This window comes from Flavobacterium sp. FlaQc-47, assembly GCF_044006475.1.
GTDB lineage: Bacteria > Bacteroidota > Bacteroidia > Flavobacteriales > Flavobacteriaceae > Flavobacterium.
Genome location: NZ_JBIPCQ010000007.1, coordinates 63,298 through 80,381 on the forward strand (window position 1 = coordinate 63,298; position 17,084 = coordinate 80,381).

Here is a 17,084-nt window from a genome sequence, read left to right on the forward strand (position 1 = left end):
ACTTCTACCTTTAAAAAAAAATAAAATGAATAAAGGTGGACCAATTATTATAATTGAAGATGATTTAGACGATCAGGAAATTTTAAGTGATATCTTTACAGAACTTGATTATAAAAATGAAATTATCTTTTTTGGCGACGGCGAAAAAGCATTAGAATACTTAACCTCTACACAAGTAGAGCCTTTTATTATTTTTTCTGACATTAATATGCCAAAATTAAATGGCATGGAATTGCGGGAAAAAATTCATCAAAACGAAGATCTAAGACTCAAATCAATCCCTTATTTGTTCTTTTCTACAAGCGCAGAACAAAAGCATGTTGTCGATGCTTATTCAAAATCTATTCAGGGATTTTTTGTTAAGCCATCCGGCTATAACGAAATCAAGGAAATGATTAAAACAATTGTAAATTACTGGGAAACTTGTGTTTCTCCCAACTATGTAAAGTAAATAATTGAACTCATTAAATTTTAAAAAACACTTCGGGACATAATCTTTAGAGGTGTTTTTTTATGTTTAGGAGCAAATAAATTCCATTCAACCAGAACTTTAGTCCCGCTGTACACTATATCTTTTCCCGGCTAAAGAAGCCAGAAAAAGGATGCCGTTTCCATCGGGGCTATTCGAGAAATTCATTGATAAAATTAACTCCACAATTCATGTTCAAGTAAATCATTAGTAATAAAAAAACTTAATTTTCAGATTTTATTTTGAATATATGTAGTTAACTACATATATTTGTATGTAAATTATTTTACTACACATCAATTGTATAAAACTCAAACAGTATGAGCACCAACAGTATTAATGTCGAAAAAGTCGAAGACCAAAAACAAATAGAAATTGCCTTCAAAATTAGAAAACAAGTATTTGTCCTAGAACAAAATGTATCACAAGAACGCGAATCAATGGATGATGAAGACGCAGTACATTATATAGCAACAATAAACGGAGAACCAGTTGGAGCAGCGCGATACAGGAAAATGGAAAAAGGAGCAAAAATCGAAAGAATTGCGGTGTTAAATACCTTTAGAGGAAAACGAATTGGTGAAGCTATTTTGTTAAAAATATTAGACGATTTAAAAAACGAAAAGAAAGTGTATCTGTATGCTCAGGTAAACGCAAGTCAGTTTTACATCAAAAACGGATTCAGGCAAACCGATAATTATTTTCTGGATGCCGGAATCGAACATGTCGAAATGGATTTTATAAAATAATTTTTATTACAAGTATAGATTAGCAATATAATTATAGCAAATAATATAATCTAAACAATAAAGCTCCAGCGGAGCGATATATTTATAGCACATAATATAATCTAAACAATAAAGCTCCGGCGGAGCGATATATTTATAGCAAATAATATAATCTAAACAATAAGCTCCAGCGGAGCGATATATTTTATCTCGATTATAAATATATTACCCCGATTGGGGTTGTAAAACAAAAATATCTAAATTCTATAAATATAGCGCTCCGATGGAGCTTATAATACTAAAGACAATCGAACTTACGTTACAGAAACACTCAATGATTTTTTAAATTCAGATGGAGAGGTTCCAGTACTTCGCATGATGAATTTATTGAAATGACTACTATCAATAAATCCCAAATCATTACTAATTTCTGAGAAAGTCAGATTACTTTTGCTTAATTTTTCTGTTACCACTTTCAGTTTTGTCTGTTCGATATAATCCCTTAAAGTAATATTGAGATGTGTTTTAAAATACTCACCAATATAATGTATGGAAACATTAAAATGATTTGCCATTTCTTTTTTCTTCAGCAAATGCGGGTTGGCAATGTTCGACCGAATATAACTTAAAATAGTATCGATCTTTAAAACCTCAGTAGTTTGAAAATTCAAACTGCTTTCATTTATGCTGGCGTTTCTTCGGATTATTTGAATTAATGACATCATCAAACTTTTGATGATGATTTCGTTTTGTCCTTTTGGTTGAGCAACTTCATCCAGTATTTTTAAAATAACCATTTCACAAAAGGTTTTATCATCTTCCAAAAAAATCAAATTTCCATTTGTTTGATTGTGATAATAAAATAACTTTTCGATTTCTTCAATTTCTTTTTTATTCGAAAAGAAATTGGGCAGAAAACGCAAACAATGAAACTTGGTAGGTGTTAGTGTTTTAAAAGAGTGATAATCCTTTGGCGTAAGCAAATAAATATCATGTTCTTTATAATTGTGAGGAATCGAATTTAAGATATGATTTCCAGTTCCATATTCAATATATAATAGCTCGAAAAAATTATGTCGGTGTACTTCCTTCTTCCATGTCAATTCTTCGACAGAATAAATTTCAAAATCTTTGTAAATAAAAAAAGTATCTTTCATAATCCTTAATTTTTACAAATATAACCGATATTTTTACATCAATTAATGATTAGTAACCTATTTACTTTGCATCTAAAATTTAAAAATCAAAATACCACTATATGAAATCAGATACAATAAAAATAGGGATTATAGGAATTGGAGGAATCGGCGGATTTGTGGGTGCTCCCCTCGCCAAAAAGTATAAAAACAGTACAACCAAAATTATATTTATTTGCAGAGGTGAAACAAAAAAAGCGATTCAGAATGAAGGTTTAATATTTGAATCTAAAGGTATTAAAGAAACTATATTTCCGGATTTAGTATCTGATGATCCAACAAAAATAGGAATTTTAGACGTTTTAATACTTACCTCTAAATCTTATTCCATAAGCGAAATATTATCTACCTATAAAGATTGTATAGATGAAAAAACCATCATAATCACTTTACAAAATGTGGTAAATGCCAGAGAAATAGTTCGTGAGGCTTTACCAAATGCCGAAAAGATCATGGAAGGTTGTATTTATGTGGCTTCGAATGTAAAGCAGCCAGGACATATTCAGCATGTTGGCGGACCTGGAAAAATATTTGTTGGAGGAAAAGAGAACAAACTATTAATTGATTTATTAGAAAACGGTGGTTTAGATATTACATATGTCGAAAACATCAATCAAATACTATGGAAGAAATACTTATTTGTTGCGCCTGTTGCAGCAATAACTTCTGCCTATAAAGTTACTTTTGGACAACTTTTAGAAGATAAAAATCTAATGCATATTCTGGAAAATATGATGATCGAAATTCAATTGCTTGCGATTGAAAATGATAGTCATTTAACAAATGAAGACATCGTAACTTCGAAAGATTTATTGACAAAATTCCCATTCGAATCGAAATCATCATTGCAATTGGATTTTGAAAATAACAATCAAACCGAAAAACGTTTCTTAGTTGATTATGTGATTGAAAATGCCAAAAAACACAGAATTGAAACTCCTTTTTATAATGCTGTAAATGAAAAAATAAAAACATCTCATAACGTTTCGTGATCAAAATGAATTATGAAAAACGAATGTAATTTCATTAAGATGATTTAAAAAAGCCGTCGGCTCTAACAAATTCATTATAAACCGGACTAAAGTCCAGCTCTACAAATAAATCATTCCTCCAGAATTTTAAAATTTATGTAAATAATAATTAAGATGATTTAAAAAGAGCTATGGACTCGACCAAATTCATTATAAACTGGACTAAAGTCCAGCTCTACAATATAGATCATTCCTCCGGATTTTAAAATTTATGTAAATAATCATTAAGATGATTTAATAAAGAGCCAGCGGCTCGAACAAATTCATTATAAACCGGACTAAAGTCCAGCTCTACAATATAGATCATTCCTCCGGAATTTTAAAATTTATGTAAATAATCATTAAGATGATTTAAAAAAGAGCCAGCGGCTCGACATATTTTTGTAGGGCTGGACTTTAGTCCAGTCATAAAACATAAATCATTCCTGCGGAATTTTAAAATTTATGTAAATAATCATTAAGATGATTAAAAAAGAGCCTGCGGCTCGAAAAATATTGTAGGACTAGACTTTAGTCCAGCTCTACAACATAAATCATTCCTCCAATTTTAAAATTTATGTAAATAATCATTAAGATGATTAAAAAAGAGCCAGCAGCTCGAAAAATATTGTAGGGCTGGACTTTAGTCCAGTTAAAAATGCATTATGCACATAGCATTACAATGAAAATTACGAAAAAAAGATTTTTCTCGCCTAGCCCCGATTGAAACGGCATCCTTTTATGATGGGGTTTATCATAAAAGATATAGTGTAGAGCGGGACAAATGGCCTTAAAAGCCGAAAATCATCTGCTTCTAAAAAAAAAAAAACTAAATTAAACCTTATAAATAAAGGCTTTAAGCGATTTTTAATACTTGTCTATACAGCAATAAGAAAATATTATGACAATATTATTTCATAATCAAAAAAACAGCCATACATTTGCCTAACGGTGTTAAACAATTTAATACTCAAATAAAATGGCAAGTAAAGATCGAATTTTAAGACAAAAAGAAGAGACAAGAAGTAATATTCTTGGCGCTGCTTATGATATCGTAAAAGAAGAAGGCTGGAATGGTTTGAGTATGCGTAAAATTGCTGATAGAATCGAATATACTGCTCCTATTATTTATGAATATTTTTCGAATAAAGAAGCAATATTAGAGGAATTGACAGGCAAAGGTTTTATGAAACTGGCAAAAGAGTTACAAACCGCTAAAGCCAAGTTTGAAAAACCCGAAGACCAATTAGAAGCCATGTGGATGACGTATTGGGACTTCGCTTTTACTAATACTGAAATGTATCAGTTAATGTTTGGTGTTCAGATGACTTGCTGCGCACAGCGATGCTCAGCTCAGGAAGCACCTTATAAATTGTTTACCGGAGTTATTGCTGAGGTTATGAAAGACAGCAATCCGGGTGAAGATATCATTAAACAAAAATATTTTACTTTCTTTTCTGTTATTCATGGTTTAATAGCCATCAACATCATTAACAAAAGTGATATTTTAGAAACTATAAATGCACAAATTTTGAAGGATGCCATTGGTGGTATTATCAAATCAATACAATAATTTTTTTCAGTTTTTACTTAACAGTGTAAAATAATTTAATTTGGATAATATAAAATCCTTTTTTTTATAACTATCACTTAACACTGTTAGAAAATTTAATACAAGTAAAAAAGAGTTTTTAGCTTCTTTACTTAACAGTGATAAATAATTTAATACCGATTTAGAATAGAATTGGAATGGGTTTGCTATATAAAAAATTGCGTACTTTTACTTAACAACGTTAGATAATTTAATATAATTAAACATGAGTTCCCAGAATGTCATAATACCACAATTAAACAACATGAATGTCCAACAAATTAAAACCAATATTAAAATGAAAAATGTAATTATAACCAGTTTTATCCTGGCACTAGTGCTAAGCAGTTGTGCAGATAAGTCGCAGGCTCCGGCAGCTCCTGCTCCACCATTATTGCCGGTTTTAGCTATCACAAGTGAAAACACTACTACAGATGCTGAATATCCTGCTTCAATACAAGGGACTGTTGACGTTGAAATTCGCCCTCAGGTAAGTGGGAACCTTGAAAGAGTTTACGTAGACGAAGGCGCTTATGTAACTAAAGGTCAGACTTTATTTAAAATAAACGAACGTCCTTTCCGTGAGCAATTAAACAATGCGTTGGCAAGTCTTCATGCTTATGAAGCAGCTTTAATAAACGCTCAGTTAGAGGTTGATAAATTAACTCCTTTAGTTCAGAACAAAGTAGTTTCTGACTATCAGTTAAAAACGGCTAAAGCTTCTCAAAAAATTGCTGCTGCAAATATCGAACAGGCAAAAGCAATGGTAGGATCTGCTAAAATTAATTTAGGATATACCAATGTGACAGCCCCGGTAAGTGGTTACATTGGAAGATTACCGAAAAAACAAGGAAGTTTAGTTTCTGCAACTGATGTTGAGCCTTTAACAAACTTGTCTGATGTTCATGAAGTGTTTGCTTACTTCTCATTAGGTGAAACCGATTTCATCAATTTCAAAGCGCAATACGCTGGAAACAGTCTTGGTGATAAACTAAAAAAATTGCCTCCTGTAACTTTGGTTCTGGCAGATAACAACGCTTATCCTCAAACAGGAAAAATAGATATGGTTGATGGTCAATTTGATAAAACTACCGGAGCGATTACTTTAAGAGCAACTTTCCCTAATGCTGGCGGAACTTTACGTTCAGGAAATACAGGAAGAATTCGTTTAGGTCTTCAACATGACGATGCCGTTTTAGTACCACAATCAGCTACGGTAGAAATGCAGGATAAAATTTTTGTTTTCACAGTTAACAAAGAAAACAAAGTGGCTAAAATGCCTATCACGGTTTCTGGTAAAAGCGGAACTAATTATCTTATTAAAGATGGTGTAAAATCAGGTGACCAAATCGTATTAAGCGGAGTCGATAAACTTCAGGATGGTCAGGTTATTCAACCTGAAAAATCATCAACTGCAAAAGTTGCCCAAATAATTAATAAAAAATAATTTTTACGAAAATGTTCAAAATATTTATACAAAGACCTGTACTGGCAACCGTTATTTCCATTTTATTGGTGATATTAGGTATACTTGGTCTTACGAAGTTGCCTTTACAACAGTTTCCTGATATTGCGCCGCCATCGGTTTTAGTAACGGCGGTTTATCCGGGAGCGAATGCAGAAACGGTCTTACGTTCTGTTGCACCATCATTAGAAGAATCTATAAATGGTGTTGAGAACATGACTTACATGAGTTCTACAGCCAGTAATGACGGATCTCTTGCTATTACAGTTTTCTTTAAACTGGGAACTAATGCAGATCAGGCTGCGGTAAACGTTCAAAACAGAGTTGCTCAGGCGACAAGTCAATTGCCTGCGGAGGTTGTGCAACAAGGTGTTACCACTGCAAAACAACAAAACAGTTTCATTATGGCGATTGGTATGTATACCGATGACGAGACAAAATATGATCAGACGTTTGTTGCCAATTATGCACAAATCAATATCATTCCGGAGATCAAACGTATTCCGGGAGTTGGGTCGGCAAGTATTTTTGGAGGTGTAAAAGATTACTCAATGCGTGTTTGGCTGAATCCAACACAAATGTCGACTTATAAAGTGACACCAAACGAAATCATGAGCGCAATTCAGGATAAGAGTTTGGAAGCTGCTCCGGGTAAATTTGGAGAAAGAAGTAAAGAAGTTTTCGAATATGTTATTAAATACAAAGGTAAATTAACCAAACCCGAAGAATATGAAAATATTGCTATACGTTCTAATGCTGATGGTTCAGTACTTCATCTTAAAGATGTAGCCAGAGTTGAACTTGGTGCCTATTCATACAACAGTTTAACACGTTTAAATGGTAAAAAAGGAGTTGTAATTGGGATCATTCAGTTAGCAGGTTCTAACTCCAATGATATTCAGGTTGCGATTAACAAGTTGATGGTAAAATCAGCTAAAGATTTCCCTAAAGGAATTAAACATAACATTTTCTATAGCACAAAAGTTGCCTTAGATCAATCTATTGAGCAAGTTGAGCATACTTTATTAGAAGCTTTTATTCTGGTATTTATCGTTGTTTTCATCTTCCTACAGGATTTTAGATCAACATTAATTCCGGCAATTGCAGTTCCCGTAGCAATTTTAGGAACGTTCTTTTTCATGCAGTTATTTGGATTTTCGATCAATCTTTTAACACTTTTCGCTTTAATCCTGGCGATTGGTATTGTGGTCGATGATGCGATTGTGGTCGTCGAAGCTGTCCATGCAAAAATGGAACACAAACATTTATCGCCAAAAGTGGCAACACACGAAGCGATGCACGAAATTACGGGTGCTATTATCTCGATTACGCTGGTAATGGCTGCTGTATTCTTACCTGTTGGTTTCATGGAAGGCTCTACAGGAGTTTTCTATCGTCAGTTTGCCTTTACTATGGCAATTGCAATTGTAATTTCAGCGGTGAACGCTTTAACTTTAAGTCCTGCACTTGCTGCATTATTCTTAAAAGACAATCACGCAGGAGAACATGGAGATACTCCATATGAGAAAAAAGGATTTAAAGAAAAATTCTTTAACGGATTTAATAAAAGTTTTGATTCCTTAACCAACCGTTACGTTGGAGGTTTGAAATTTTTAATTCGCAGAAAATGGTTGAGTTTAGGAGGTTTAGCTTTAATTACTATTGCAACCGTAATAATGGTAAAAACTACTCCGGCAGGATTTATCCCAACAGAAGATCAAGGATTTATTGCCATTGCAGTAAACACGCCATCAGGAACATCTCTGGACGGAACTCAAAAAGTAATGACCGAAGCAGAAAATATTTTAAGCAAACTAGATGCTTCAAGAGATGTTACCGCTATTTCAGGATTCAACTTATTGACCAACTCTACAAGTCCATCATCTGCAGTTGTATTCGTATTGCTTAAACCAAATGAGGATCGTGGAGATATCAAGAATATTGACGAAATAATGAATCAGGTTCGTGGCAAATTAGGAGCGATTTCAGGCGGAAGTTTCTTCGTATTCAGTTTCCCAACCGTTCCGGGATTTAGTAATGTTGAAGCTTTAGATTTAGTACTTCAGGATAAAACCGGAGGAAAACTGGATAAGTTTAGCGGAATTTCTCAAAACTTCATCGGTGAATTGATGAAACGTCCGGAAATTGCCGTAGCATTTACTTCTTTCAAAGCCGATTATCCTCAATTGCAATTGGATATCAACGATGAAAAAGCAAATCAATTAGGCGTGAATGTAAAAGACATTTTACAAACCATGCAAACCTATTTTGGTAGTGCACAAGCCTCTGACTTTAACAGATTTGGTAAATATTACCGAGTTGTAGTTCAGGCAGATATTGCTGACAGAGCTGATCCGTCATCAATTGACAGAGTTTTTGTAAAAAACAAAACTGGCGAAATGGTGCCAATAAATACCTTAGTAAAACTAACCCGTATTTATGGTTCAGAAACCGCTTCGAGATACAATTTATTTAATTCGATTTCGATCAATGCAATCCCTAAACCAGGATTTAGTTCCGGAGATGCCATTAAAGCAATACAAGAAGTTGCAGCACAACAATTACCTGCGGGTTATGGTTTTGAATTTTCAGGACAAACTCGTGAAGAGATTTCGTCCGGAGGTCAGTCAGCAACAATTTTCTTACTGTGTTTGATATTCATCTATTTCTTACTTGCTGCACAGTATGAGAGTTACATTTTGCCACTGGCCGTAATATTATCAATACCTGCAGGTATATTTGGAGTATTTGTTGCCATTGGATTAACAGGAATTGAAAACAACATTTATGTGCAGGTTGCACTGGTAATGTTAATTGGACTGCTCGCCAAGAATGCGATTCTGATTATAGAATTTGCCGTTCAAAAACGAAAATCTGGTCAGGCATTAGTCAAAGCAGCAATCGATGCAGCAAAACTACGTTTACGACCAATTATCATGACATCACTAGCTTTTATTGTGGGATTAATCCCGATGATGAGCGCCACAGGACCGTCTGCACAAGGTAACCACTCCATTAGTATTGGTGCCGCCGGAGGTATGATTTCAGGAGTAATATTAGGGTTGTTTATTATACCTGTTTTATTCATCATATTCCAATATTTACAAGAAAAGGTTACTGGAAAACCAGTCGCCGTAATTCATAACGAAGAAAAATAAAAATGGAAAATTATATAACGACAATCCTAGTAGCCATCATCATTGGCATTGGATACATATCCTATAAAATCTCAAGAGATCTTGAAACAAGAAAAGATACTTGTACAGAAATTTAATGACAAAACATAAAATGAAAAATTATATAACCAAAATCGTGATGATCGCCATTTTGATCACCACAATAATATCCTGTAAGATTTCGAAGGATATTGAAACTCCAAAAGATGCATTTCCTGAAAATTTCAGGAGTGCATCGGTTTCAAACGATACAACGAGTATTGCAGATCTGGAGTGGAAAAACTTCTATACCGAAAAAGATATTATTCAATTGATTAATAGCGCGGTATCCAGAAATAATGATTTACAAATTGCTATAAAAAATATCGAAATTGCACAATACAGATTCACACAATCAAAATGGGGAAATGTTCCTCAGGTCAATTTGAATGTAACAGCAAGTACCAGCAATCCATCTGATAATAGTTTTACAGGAAAAAATTTAAGCCAGGCTTTGGGCCAAAATCATATTGATGATTATTCTGCCGGAGCTTCACTTTCATGGGAAGCTGATATTTGGGGTAAAATCCGCAATCAGAAAAAAGGCGCTTATGCAGGATATCTTCAGTCAGAAGAAGTAAAAAAAGCATTGCAGACTAATATTGTAGCCAATGTTTCAAAGGGATATTACAATCTTTTAATGTTAGATGCTCAATTAGAAATCGCAAAGCAAAATTTTAAATTAAATGATAGTACAACCACCATCATCAAATTAAAATACGATGCAGGACAAGTAACCACATTAGCGATTCAGCAATCTGAAGCTCAGAAATTAGTTGCGGCTCAATTAATTCCGCAATTAGAGCAAAATATTGCTATTCAGGAAAATGCTTTAAGTGTTTTGACAGGATCTTTTCCTAATTCAAAAACAAGAACAATTCGTTTAAGTTCACTTGAAGTAAAGAACAATAATGCAATTGGAATTCCGTCTTCATTAGTAGCTCGCAGACCAGATGTAAAAAGTGCCGAATTAGCGCTTAAAGTGGCCAATGCAAACGTAGGAATCACAAAAGCCGATTTGTATCCGGCACTTAGAATTACAGCTCAAGGCGGAGTAAACTCATTCGAAACCAGCAATTGGTTCAATATTCCGGCTTCGCTATTTGGAACCGTTGCAGGAGGTTTAACTCAACCTTTGTTCAATAATAAAAAAGTAAAAACACAATACAATATCGCCGTTGTTGAAAGAGAAAAAGCAGTTTTAGTTTTCAGACAATCGGTTTTAGTTGCTGTAAGTGAAGTATCTGATGCTTTAGTAAAAGTAGAAAAACTACAACAACAGGAATCATTCTTGAAAGAACGCGTAAAAACATTACAGCAAGCTATTAAAAATGCCAATTTGTTATTTAAAAATGGTATGGCTGAATATTTAGAAGTTTTATCAGCACAAGCCAATTTATTGCAAAGCGAATTAGAACTGGCAAACATAAAAAGAGAGCAACTTTCTGCTAATACCGAGTTATATCGCGCATTAGGCGGTGGTTGGAGATAATACCCATTACCCGTTAATTATTTATTTTTTGAGGCAAAAACGCTGTGAGACTTTTAAGTTTCATGGCGTTTTTTAGTAGGAATTATTTCCTTCTTCTGTTATATTCACTTTATTCTGTTTCCTTCTAAAATCATTTTTGCGCCCCGGAACTTCCTGACTACAAAAAAAGATTTTTCCGTCCCTTCATGGATCGTAATATTTACTAAAAAGTACTGGTTTTTTATTACGAAAATAATTACATTTGACCCACTTATAAATCTAAGCTATATAAAGAATTTATAAGTCTTATCTTAAATAATACCACAAATAAATTAATTAAAAAACAAATTAATCATCTAACTAAGTCAAATGAAACATTTATTGAGCTTTATTATTATTCTTACATTCTCATTTCAAGGGTTTTCACAAAAAAAAACTAAAAAGAAAACAAAACCTAAAACAACAAAAGTGGCACAAGATGTAGTTGTTGAGGAAATGGTAGTTAAAGAGGAACCATTAGTAATTGATACTTTACGTATATCTGCAGGAAAAAAGTATGTATTAATAGTAGATGTTGATCAATATTCAGGACGAAGCAATGTAGATTTAGCAAATCCGGACAACTCTGAGCAAATGGAATTAAAAAAGAATTTTGAAAAAGAGCCGTTAGAAATCATCAATATTAGAAAATACACTTATATAATTTTCAACAACCAGCAAACTCTTGATATAAGCGTTGATGGTCAGTCTTACAAATCTCTTGTATACTGGAGTGGCAAAATGAAAGATAATGTAAAAGTAAGAGAAGGCAATAAAATGGCTACGGAATTTGTATCAGAACAAGTGGGTGGTAAAAAAGAATCATCTTATGTAATCAATAACCGAAAATATAAAAAAGAAGTTGCTTCGCTGCTAAGCAAAAACAAAATTACGGCAAAATCTAAAGAAGTTTTGAACGTTGCACTGTCAGGCATTATTATGCCATTTAGTGACATTAAAGAAGATGATGCTGTTGTATTTAAACAACCTAATACAAAAGTAAAAACGATAGATTCATATATTACCAATAAAAAAGGAACCAAAATTCCATTAAAAAGTATTGTATTAAATGAAAATGGACAGCCTTCTTTAATTAAAAATTTTAACAGAGAAGGACAAGAAACCAGTAAAACTATTTTTATCTATAAAGAAGGATTACTCACTACAGTGCTAAAAAATGATCAGGTTTCACATACTATCACTTATGATGACAGCAAAATGATATCGACTGAAAAAGTGGGAGACGCAAACGAAACCAGAATAAGTTGGCTTGAAAATGGCAAACTATTACAAAAATCGTACACTTTAATGATCGATGATAAATTTGCTTACATGAATTCTTTTACCGAAGAAAAAATTGAAAACAATTGTACTGTATATTACATAAACAATGTGGTCTGGACAAGAAACTGTGGCGGTCAGGCAAATATATTTCCTTTTACGCATAAATATACTTCATACCAAAATGGTACCGTTTTACAATTTAGAAAATCGAAAATAGAGAAAAAAGGAGATACTACATTTGAGAAATATTACTCTGAAGCGGAACAGGAAACAGAAAATGATAATTTCAAATTCTTTGGTACAATTCAGCTTAATGATCATAATTTAGTAGACTCTTATAATTTTACAAAAAGTAATACGAATCAAATTATTAAAATTGATTATACTTATTATCAGTAAATTGTATTTAAAAATTTACTAAAAAAAAGCTGTCAAAAACGCTGTAACAACTATTTTGTACAGCGTTTTTTTTGCTTATTATTATGCAAATCCCTTCTTTAAAAAACAGAGTAATTATTGGTGTTTTTTATGACCCTGATAAATGATAAACTTTATCATTACTTTTGATATTTCAATGAAATCGTAACTAAAAATGTCACTCGATCAATACAAATCTCTCAGCATATTAAAATCAAAATTCGAAAGTTATGCTCCTATTTCATTGGATTCATGGCAATTGATAGAAAATATCGTTGAACAAAAATCAATAAAAAAAGGAGATTTACTTTTAAGAAACGGACAAATTGCAAAAGAAATCCATTTTATTATTCAGGGTGCATTACGAGCTTTCATAACTGATAGCGAGGGAAATATTTATAATAAAAATATCTTTCTTGAAGGTGATTTTGCAGGTTCAACAGCTTCTTTAATTCAGCAAATACCTTCTGATTTTGCGATTGAAGCACTCGAAGATTCCATTTTAATAAACATCAACCATAAAAAATATCGGGAACTCATTTTCCAAAACAATGATTTAAAAACGTTTTACATTGCTTATTTAGAAAGAAATTGGGTAATTGAAAAAGAGCAAAGAGAAATCTCTATCGTTATGAAAAACGCAACCGAAAGATACTTGCACCTTTTATCCAAACATCCTGATATTCAAGAAAGAATCCCGTTACTGCACATTGCATCTCATTTAGGGATTACGCCTACACAATTAAGCCGCATTAGAAAAAGTCTTGAAAAAGATTTGTAATCAACATATGTAAAGATTTTTTAAAAAAGTGACGCTTACCTTTGTCTTCATTATTATAATTAGTATCTAAATGAAACATATAAACCTGATCGAAGACAACATAAATAATCTTACCTCTTTATGGCGAACGGTTGGAGCTCCTTTCCTATCCTGTCACAAAAATCAAACCTTCGAATATTGTAAAATCGAAAATTCAGGATGGCCTAATAAATTGTGGTTACATGAAGATATTACCAAAAGAGATTTACCGGAGATTATAAAAACGATGCAGTCTAATTTGGGATTAGTTTTGCCGTATTGGGATATCTTCAAAACAAAATCTTATGAAATACTTGATGCTTATGGCTTCGAAATAAAAACCGAACAAGTTGCAATGGCATTAAAATTAGACCAGAAATTTATCCTTCAAAATAATCTTAGTTTTAAAAAAATTGATAACGAACAAGATGCTAAAATCTGGGCAAACCTCTATCCAGCTGCTTTTGGTTATGTGATTAGCAAAGAAATCCTTATTCACAATCACAATAAAGTACATTTTTATTTAGTTTGTTTAGAAAATAAACCGATAGGTACTTTTATACTTTTTCAAACCGAAAACAATATCGGAATTCATGGTGTTGGTGTTACGCCGGACATGCGAAGAAAAGGTTTTGCAGAAGAAATCATGAAGTTTGCCCTTAATCTTTCTATCGATTTAAAAGCTGATTATGCTTTACTCCAAGCTTCTGCAATGGGAAAAGATATATATACAAAGCTGGGGTTTGAAGATTTGTTTATTATCAAAAATTATATTTTAAGGGCGTTGTAATGGCACGCGGATGACGCGGGTTAAACGGATTTTACACTGATTATTTATTTTTCTATCGGTGCATTTTTTTTGCTCATTTTGTCCTACTGAGCGAAGTCGAAGTCCCGCAAAGTGATTCTTCCCGAATTGCGCAGCGAACAGACTTCGACTTCGCTCAGCCTGACAACTATTGCGGTTACTTTATTCAAAAAAAATCTAAAAATCTTTCCTCTATAATCTTTCCTCTATAATCTTTCTTCTATAATCTTTCCTCTATAATCTAAAAATCTAAATTAAAAACTTTGTCCCAAATGCCCCTAAAATAGTCTTAAATACCTATTAATTCAAAAAAATAAGATTCGTAAGTTTGTAATACATTAGCTAATAACTATTTAAAAACAACCTTATGAAAAAAGCAAAAATTATTTTTTGGATTACCACTATTATTATATTTCTATTTGAAGGCGTAATGCCTGCGCTGACTTCACAAAGCGAAATGGCAAAAGAAGGAATCAGACATTTAGGATATCCGGAATATTTCGGAAATGCATTGGTTGTTTTTAAAATCCTGGGAGTTTTGATATTAGTCATTCCACAGATTCCAAAAAATGTAAAAGAATGGGCTTATGCCGGTTTTGGTTTCGATTTCATATTTGCATCGATAAGTCATTTTGCTGTTGATGGAGTTAACTTTCAGTCATTTTTTCCCCTAATCTTTTTGGTTATTTTAGCAATTTCATACCATTATTATCATAGAATTGATCGCTATAAAAATATTGCTTTGTAAAATGTAGAAATGATGATCGAAGTTTTTAAAACAAATGTTCAGGAAATAGAACAATCAAATATGATTGTAGCCAAACTTCTTGAACATTTTCCGAACAGCAACATCAATTTTGATTTGGAAGATTGTGATAAAATTTTGCGAATCCATAGTATATCGATCTCAAGCGCAAGAATCATTGAGCTTCTCAATGCTCATGGTTTTCATTGTGAAGTACTTTTATAATTCAATAAAAAGCATAAAACCTCATTTTTACATTAATATTTTAAAATCATAATTTTATAATACTAATTATTAAACTATAAAAAATGAATTTACCATCTGGACATCAAGCAATAATGCCTTATTTAATTTTAAAAGGCGCATCAGAATTTATCGAATTCACCAAAAGAGTTTTCGGTGCAGCAGAATCTAATAAACAAACACGCGACGACGGTACTGTAATGCACGCCGAAATTACCATAAACGGAAGCACTATTATGGTCACAGACGAAAATCAAGATTGGGCAAAACAAACCTCAAACTTATTTATATATGTCTCTAATGCCGATGAAACATATAAAAAAGCATTAGAAAACGGCGCAACAAATGTAATGGAATTAAGTGATCAGGATTATGGCAGAACATGCGGTATAACAGATCCCTTTGGAAATGTTTGGTGGATTACTTCAATAACTAAATAAGTAAAACTAAAATTATCATCATGAAAGCCGAACTAAAAAAAGAAGTAGAAAATACATTTGCGGCATTATATCAAACACTTTCACTTTTTGACCAAAGCGAAATTAATATAATTCCATTTGATGGAAGCTGGACCCCTGGAAAAGTGACCCGACATATTATAAAAGCAACATCAGGTTTTAAAAAAGTTTGTGATGGAAATACTAAAAAACTAGAAGGTACAATCGATGAAAAAGTTCCTGTTCTAAAGAATATTTTTTTAAATTTCAATACAAAATATGATTCGCCGGAATCCATTTATCCTGAAGATTGGGAATACGACAAAAATAAACTTCTTTCTACGCTTCAAAAAATAGAATCAGAAATACTTGATATTGTAGAGAATTATGATTTATCCTTAACCTGTCTTGATTTTGAAATCCCGGGAATCGGCAACTTAACAATATATGAGTTAATTAACTTTGCTATTTTCCATACTAAAAGACATACGCATCAATTGAAAGTTATTGAAGGGAAATAGTTTTTAGTTTTCAGTTTTCAGTCGCAGTTTACAAGTTGAAACGTGAAAATAATTAAACCTGAACAAATTTATTTTTTATAGTAGATTGTTGACAAACACAAAGTTCAAATAGCTTTGTGTTGACCTAGCTTTGTGAACTTTGCGTTTATATCCATTCTCTCTGGAAAAAAACTTTGTTTGCTCTGCGAAAATTTTTTCTATCTTCTAACTTACATAAAAAAAGCGATCCCGTATTTAAAATACAGGATCGCTTTTTTATATGATTGAAAATTTATTGCTAAACTTTTGTTCTTCCAGTGATTAATGAAATTACGAATAATACCAAAAATATAAAGAATAAAACTTTTGCAATACCAGCAGCTCCAGCGGCAATTCCGCCAAAACCAAAAATTCCGGCTACTATAGCAAGAATTACAAATGTGACAGTCCAACGTAACATAATCTTAGTTTTTTAATTTATAAATGACTTTTTGCAAGTCTGATTTGTTTGTTATTCAAAATTCGATAATTCATACAAAATAGCTTAACTCTAAACAGTATTTTTTTATCGCAATCGACTATAAATCAATTTTTTGCGTACTTTTACAATTAACGATTTTTGTTATAGAATTCCCACATAAAACCTTTTGAGTTAATTTTTTGATCG

General features: G+C 32.4%; 16 protein-coding genes. 14 read left to right on the forward strand and 2 right to left on the reverse strand.

The genetic code is table 11. From position 1 onward, the window contains the following. The first annotated feature begins 25 nt into the window (after positions 1-25). Positions 26-451, forward strand: coding sequence for a response regulator (locus ACHRVX_RS19835; protein WP_395335427.1), 426 nt, complete (start codon positions 26-28; stop codon positions 449-451). Positions 452-789: 338 nt separating this feature from the next. Further along, a complete protein-coding gene (locus ACHRVX_RS19840; RefSeq protein ID WP_395335429.1) occupies positions 790-1,218 on the forward strand; it encodes a GNAT family N-acetyltransferase in 429 nt (142 codons plus the stop codon). Positions 1,219-1,511: 293 nt separating this feature from the next. On the opposite strand, the gene ACHRVX_RS19845 is transcribed toward ACHRVX_RS19840, so the two are convergent. Next, the gene (locus ACHRVX_RS19845) at positions 1,512-2,354 is read right to left on the reverse strand and encodes an AraC family transcriptional regulator (protein ID WP_395335431.1); all 843 of its coding nucleotides are present in this window, start codon (positions 2,352-2,354) and stop codon (positions 1,512-1,514) included. Between the two features lie 101 nt (positions 2,355-2,455). On the opposite strand from ACHRVX_RS19845, the gene ACHRVX_RS19850 reads away from it, so the two are divergent. From ACHRVX_RS19850 to ACHRVX_RS19905, 12 genes are all read left to right on the forward strand, one after another. Then, positions 2,456-3,385: a ketopantoate reductase family protein gene (locus ACHRVX_RS19850; RefSeq protein WP_395335433.1), complete on the forward strand. Its 930-nt coding sequence runs from the start codon at positions 2,456-2,458 to the stop codon at positions 3,383-3,385. Positions 3,386-4,382: 997 nt separating this feature from the next. Next, entirely contained in the window at positions 4,383-4,976 is a 594-nt protein-coding gene (locus tag ACHRVX_RS19855; RefSeq protein ID WP_395335435.1) for a TetR/AcrR family transcriptional regulator, read from the forward strand. A 316-nt stretch (positions 4,977-5,292) separates the two neighbouring features. Continuing rightward, entirely contained in the window at positions 5,293-6,441 is a 1,149-nt protein-coding gene (locus ACHRVX_RS19860) for an efflux RND transporter periplasmic adaptor subunit (RefSeq protein ID WP_395335437.1), read from the forward strand. 11 nt (positions 6,442-6,452) lie between these two features. After that, positions 6,453-9,617 carry an efflux RND transporter permease subunit gene (locus ACHRVX_RS19865; protein ID WP_395335440.1) on the forward strand — a complete coding sequence of 1,055 codons (3,165 nt, stop codon included), beginning with the start codon at positions 6,453-6,455 and terminating at the stop codon, positions 9,615-9,617. A gap of 130 nt (positions 9,618-9,747) precedes the next feature. Continuing rightward, on the forward strand, positions 9,748-11,166 hold the full coding sequence (locus tag ACHRVX_RS19870; protein WP_395335442.1) for a TolC family protein: 1,419 nt from the start codon (positions 9,748-9,750) through the stop codon (positions 11,164-11,166). A 348-nt stretch (positions 11,167-11,514) separates the two neighbouring features. After that, complete coding sequence (locus ACHRVX_RS19875; RefSeq protein WP_395335445.1) at positions 11,515-12,867, forward strand: hypothetical protein; 1,353 nt, start codon at positions 11,515-11,517, stop codon at positions 12,865-12,867. 193 nt (positions 12,868-13,060) lie between these two features. After that, complete coding sequence (locus ACHRVX_RS19880; protein ID WP_395335448.1) at positions 13,061-13,666, forward strand: Crp/Fnr family transcriptional regulator; 606 nt, start codon at positions 13,061-13,063, stop codon at positions 13,664-13,666. A 70-nt stretch (positions 13,667-13,736) separates the two neighbouring features. After that, positions 13,737-14,474 (forward strand): GNAT family N-acetyltransferase, encoded by a 738-nt coding sequence (locus tag ACHRVX_RS19885; protein ID WP_395335450.1) that lies wholly within the window; start codon positions 13,737-13,739, stop codon positions 14,472-14,474. 385 nt (positions 14,475-14,859) lie between these two features. Continuing rightward, a complete protein-coding gene (locus tag ACHRVX_RS19890) occupies positions 14,860-15,240 on the forward strand; it encodes a DoxX family protein (RefSeq protein ID WP_395335452.1) in 381 nt (126 codons plus the stop codon). Between the two features lie 9 nt (positions 15,241-15,249). Beyond that, positions 15,250-15,462 (forward strand): hypothetical protein, encoded by a 213-nt coding sequence (locus ACHRVX_RS19895; protein WP_395335454.1) that lies wholly within the window; start codon positions 15,250-15,252, stop codon positions 15,460-15,462. 83 nt (positions 15,463-15,545) lie between these two features. Further along, positions 15,546-15,920 carry a VOC family protein gene (locus ACHRVX_RS19900; protein WP_395335456.1) on the forward strand — a complete coding sequence of 125 codons (375 nt, stop codon included), beginning with the start codon at positions 15,546-15,548 and terminating at the stop codon, positions 15,918-15,920. Positions 15,921-15,940: 20 nt separating this feature from the next. Beyond that, positions 15,941-16,438, forward strand: coding sequence for a DinB family protein (locus ACHRVX_RS19905; protein WP_395335458.1), 498 nt, complete (start codon positions 15,941-15,943; stop codon positions 16,436-16,438). 277 nt (positions 16,439-16,715) lie between these two features. Here the strand turns inward: ACHRVX_RS19905 and ACHRVX_RS19910 are convergent, their stop codons facing one another. After that, positions 16,716-16,877 carry a DUF1328 family protein gene (locus ACHRVX_RS19910; RefSeq protein WP_394777096.1) on the reverse strand — a complete coding sequence of 54 codons (162 nt, stop codon included), beginning with the start codon at positions 16,875-16,877 and terminating at the stop codon, positions 16,716-16,718. Positions 16,878-17,084: the final 207 nt, after the last annotated feature.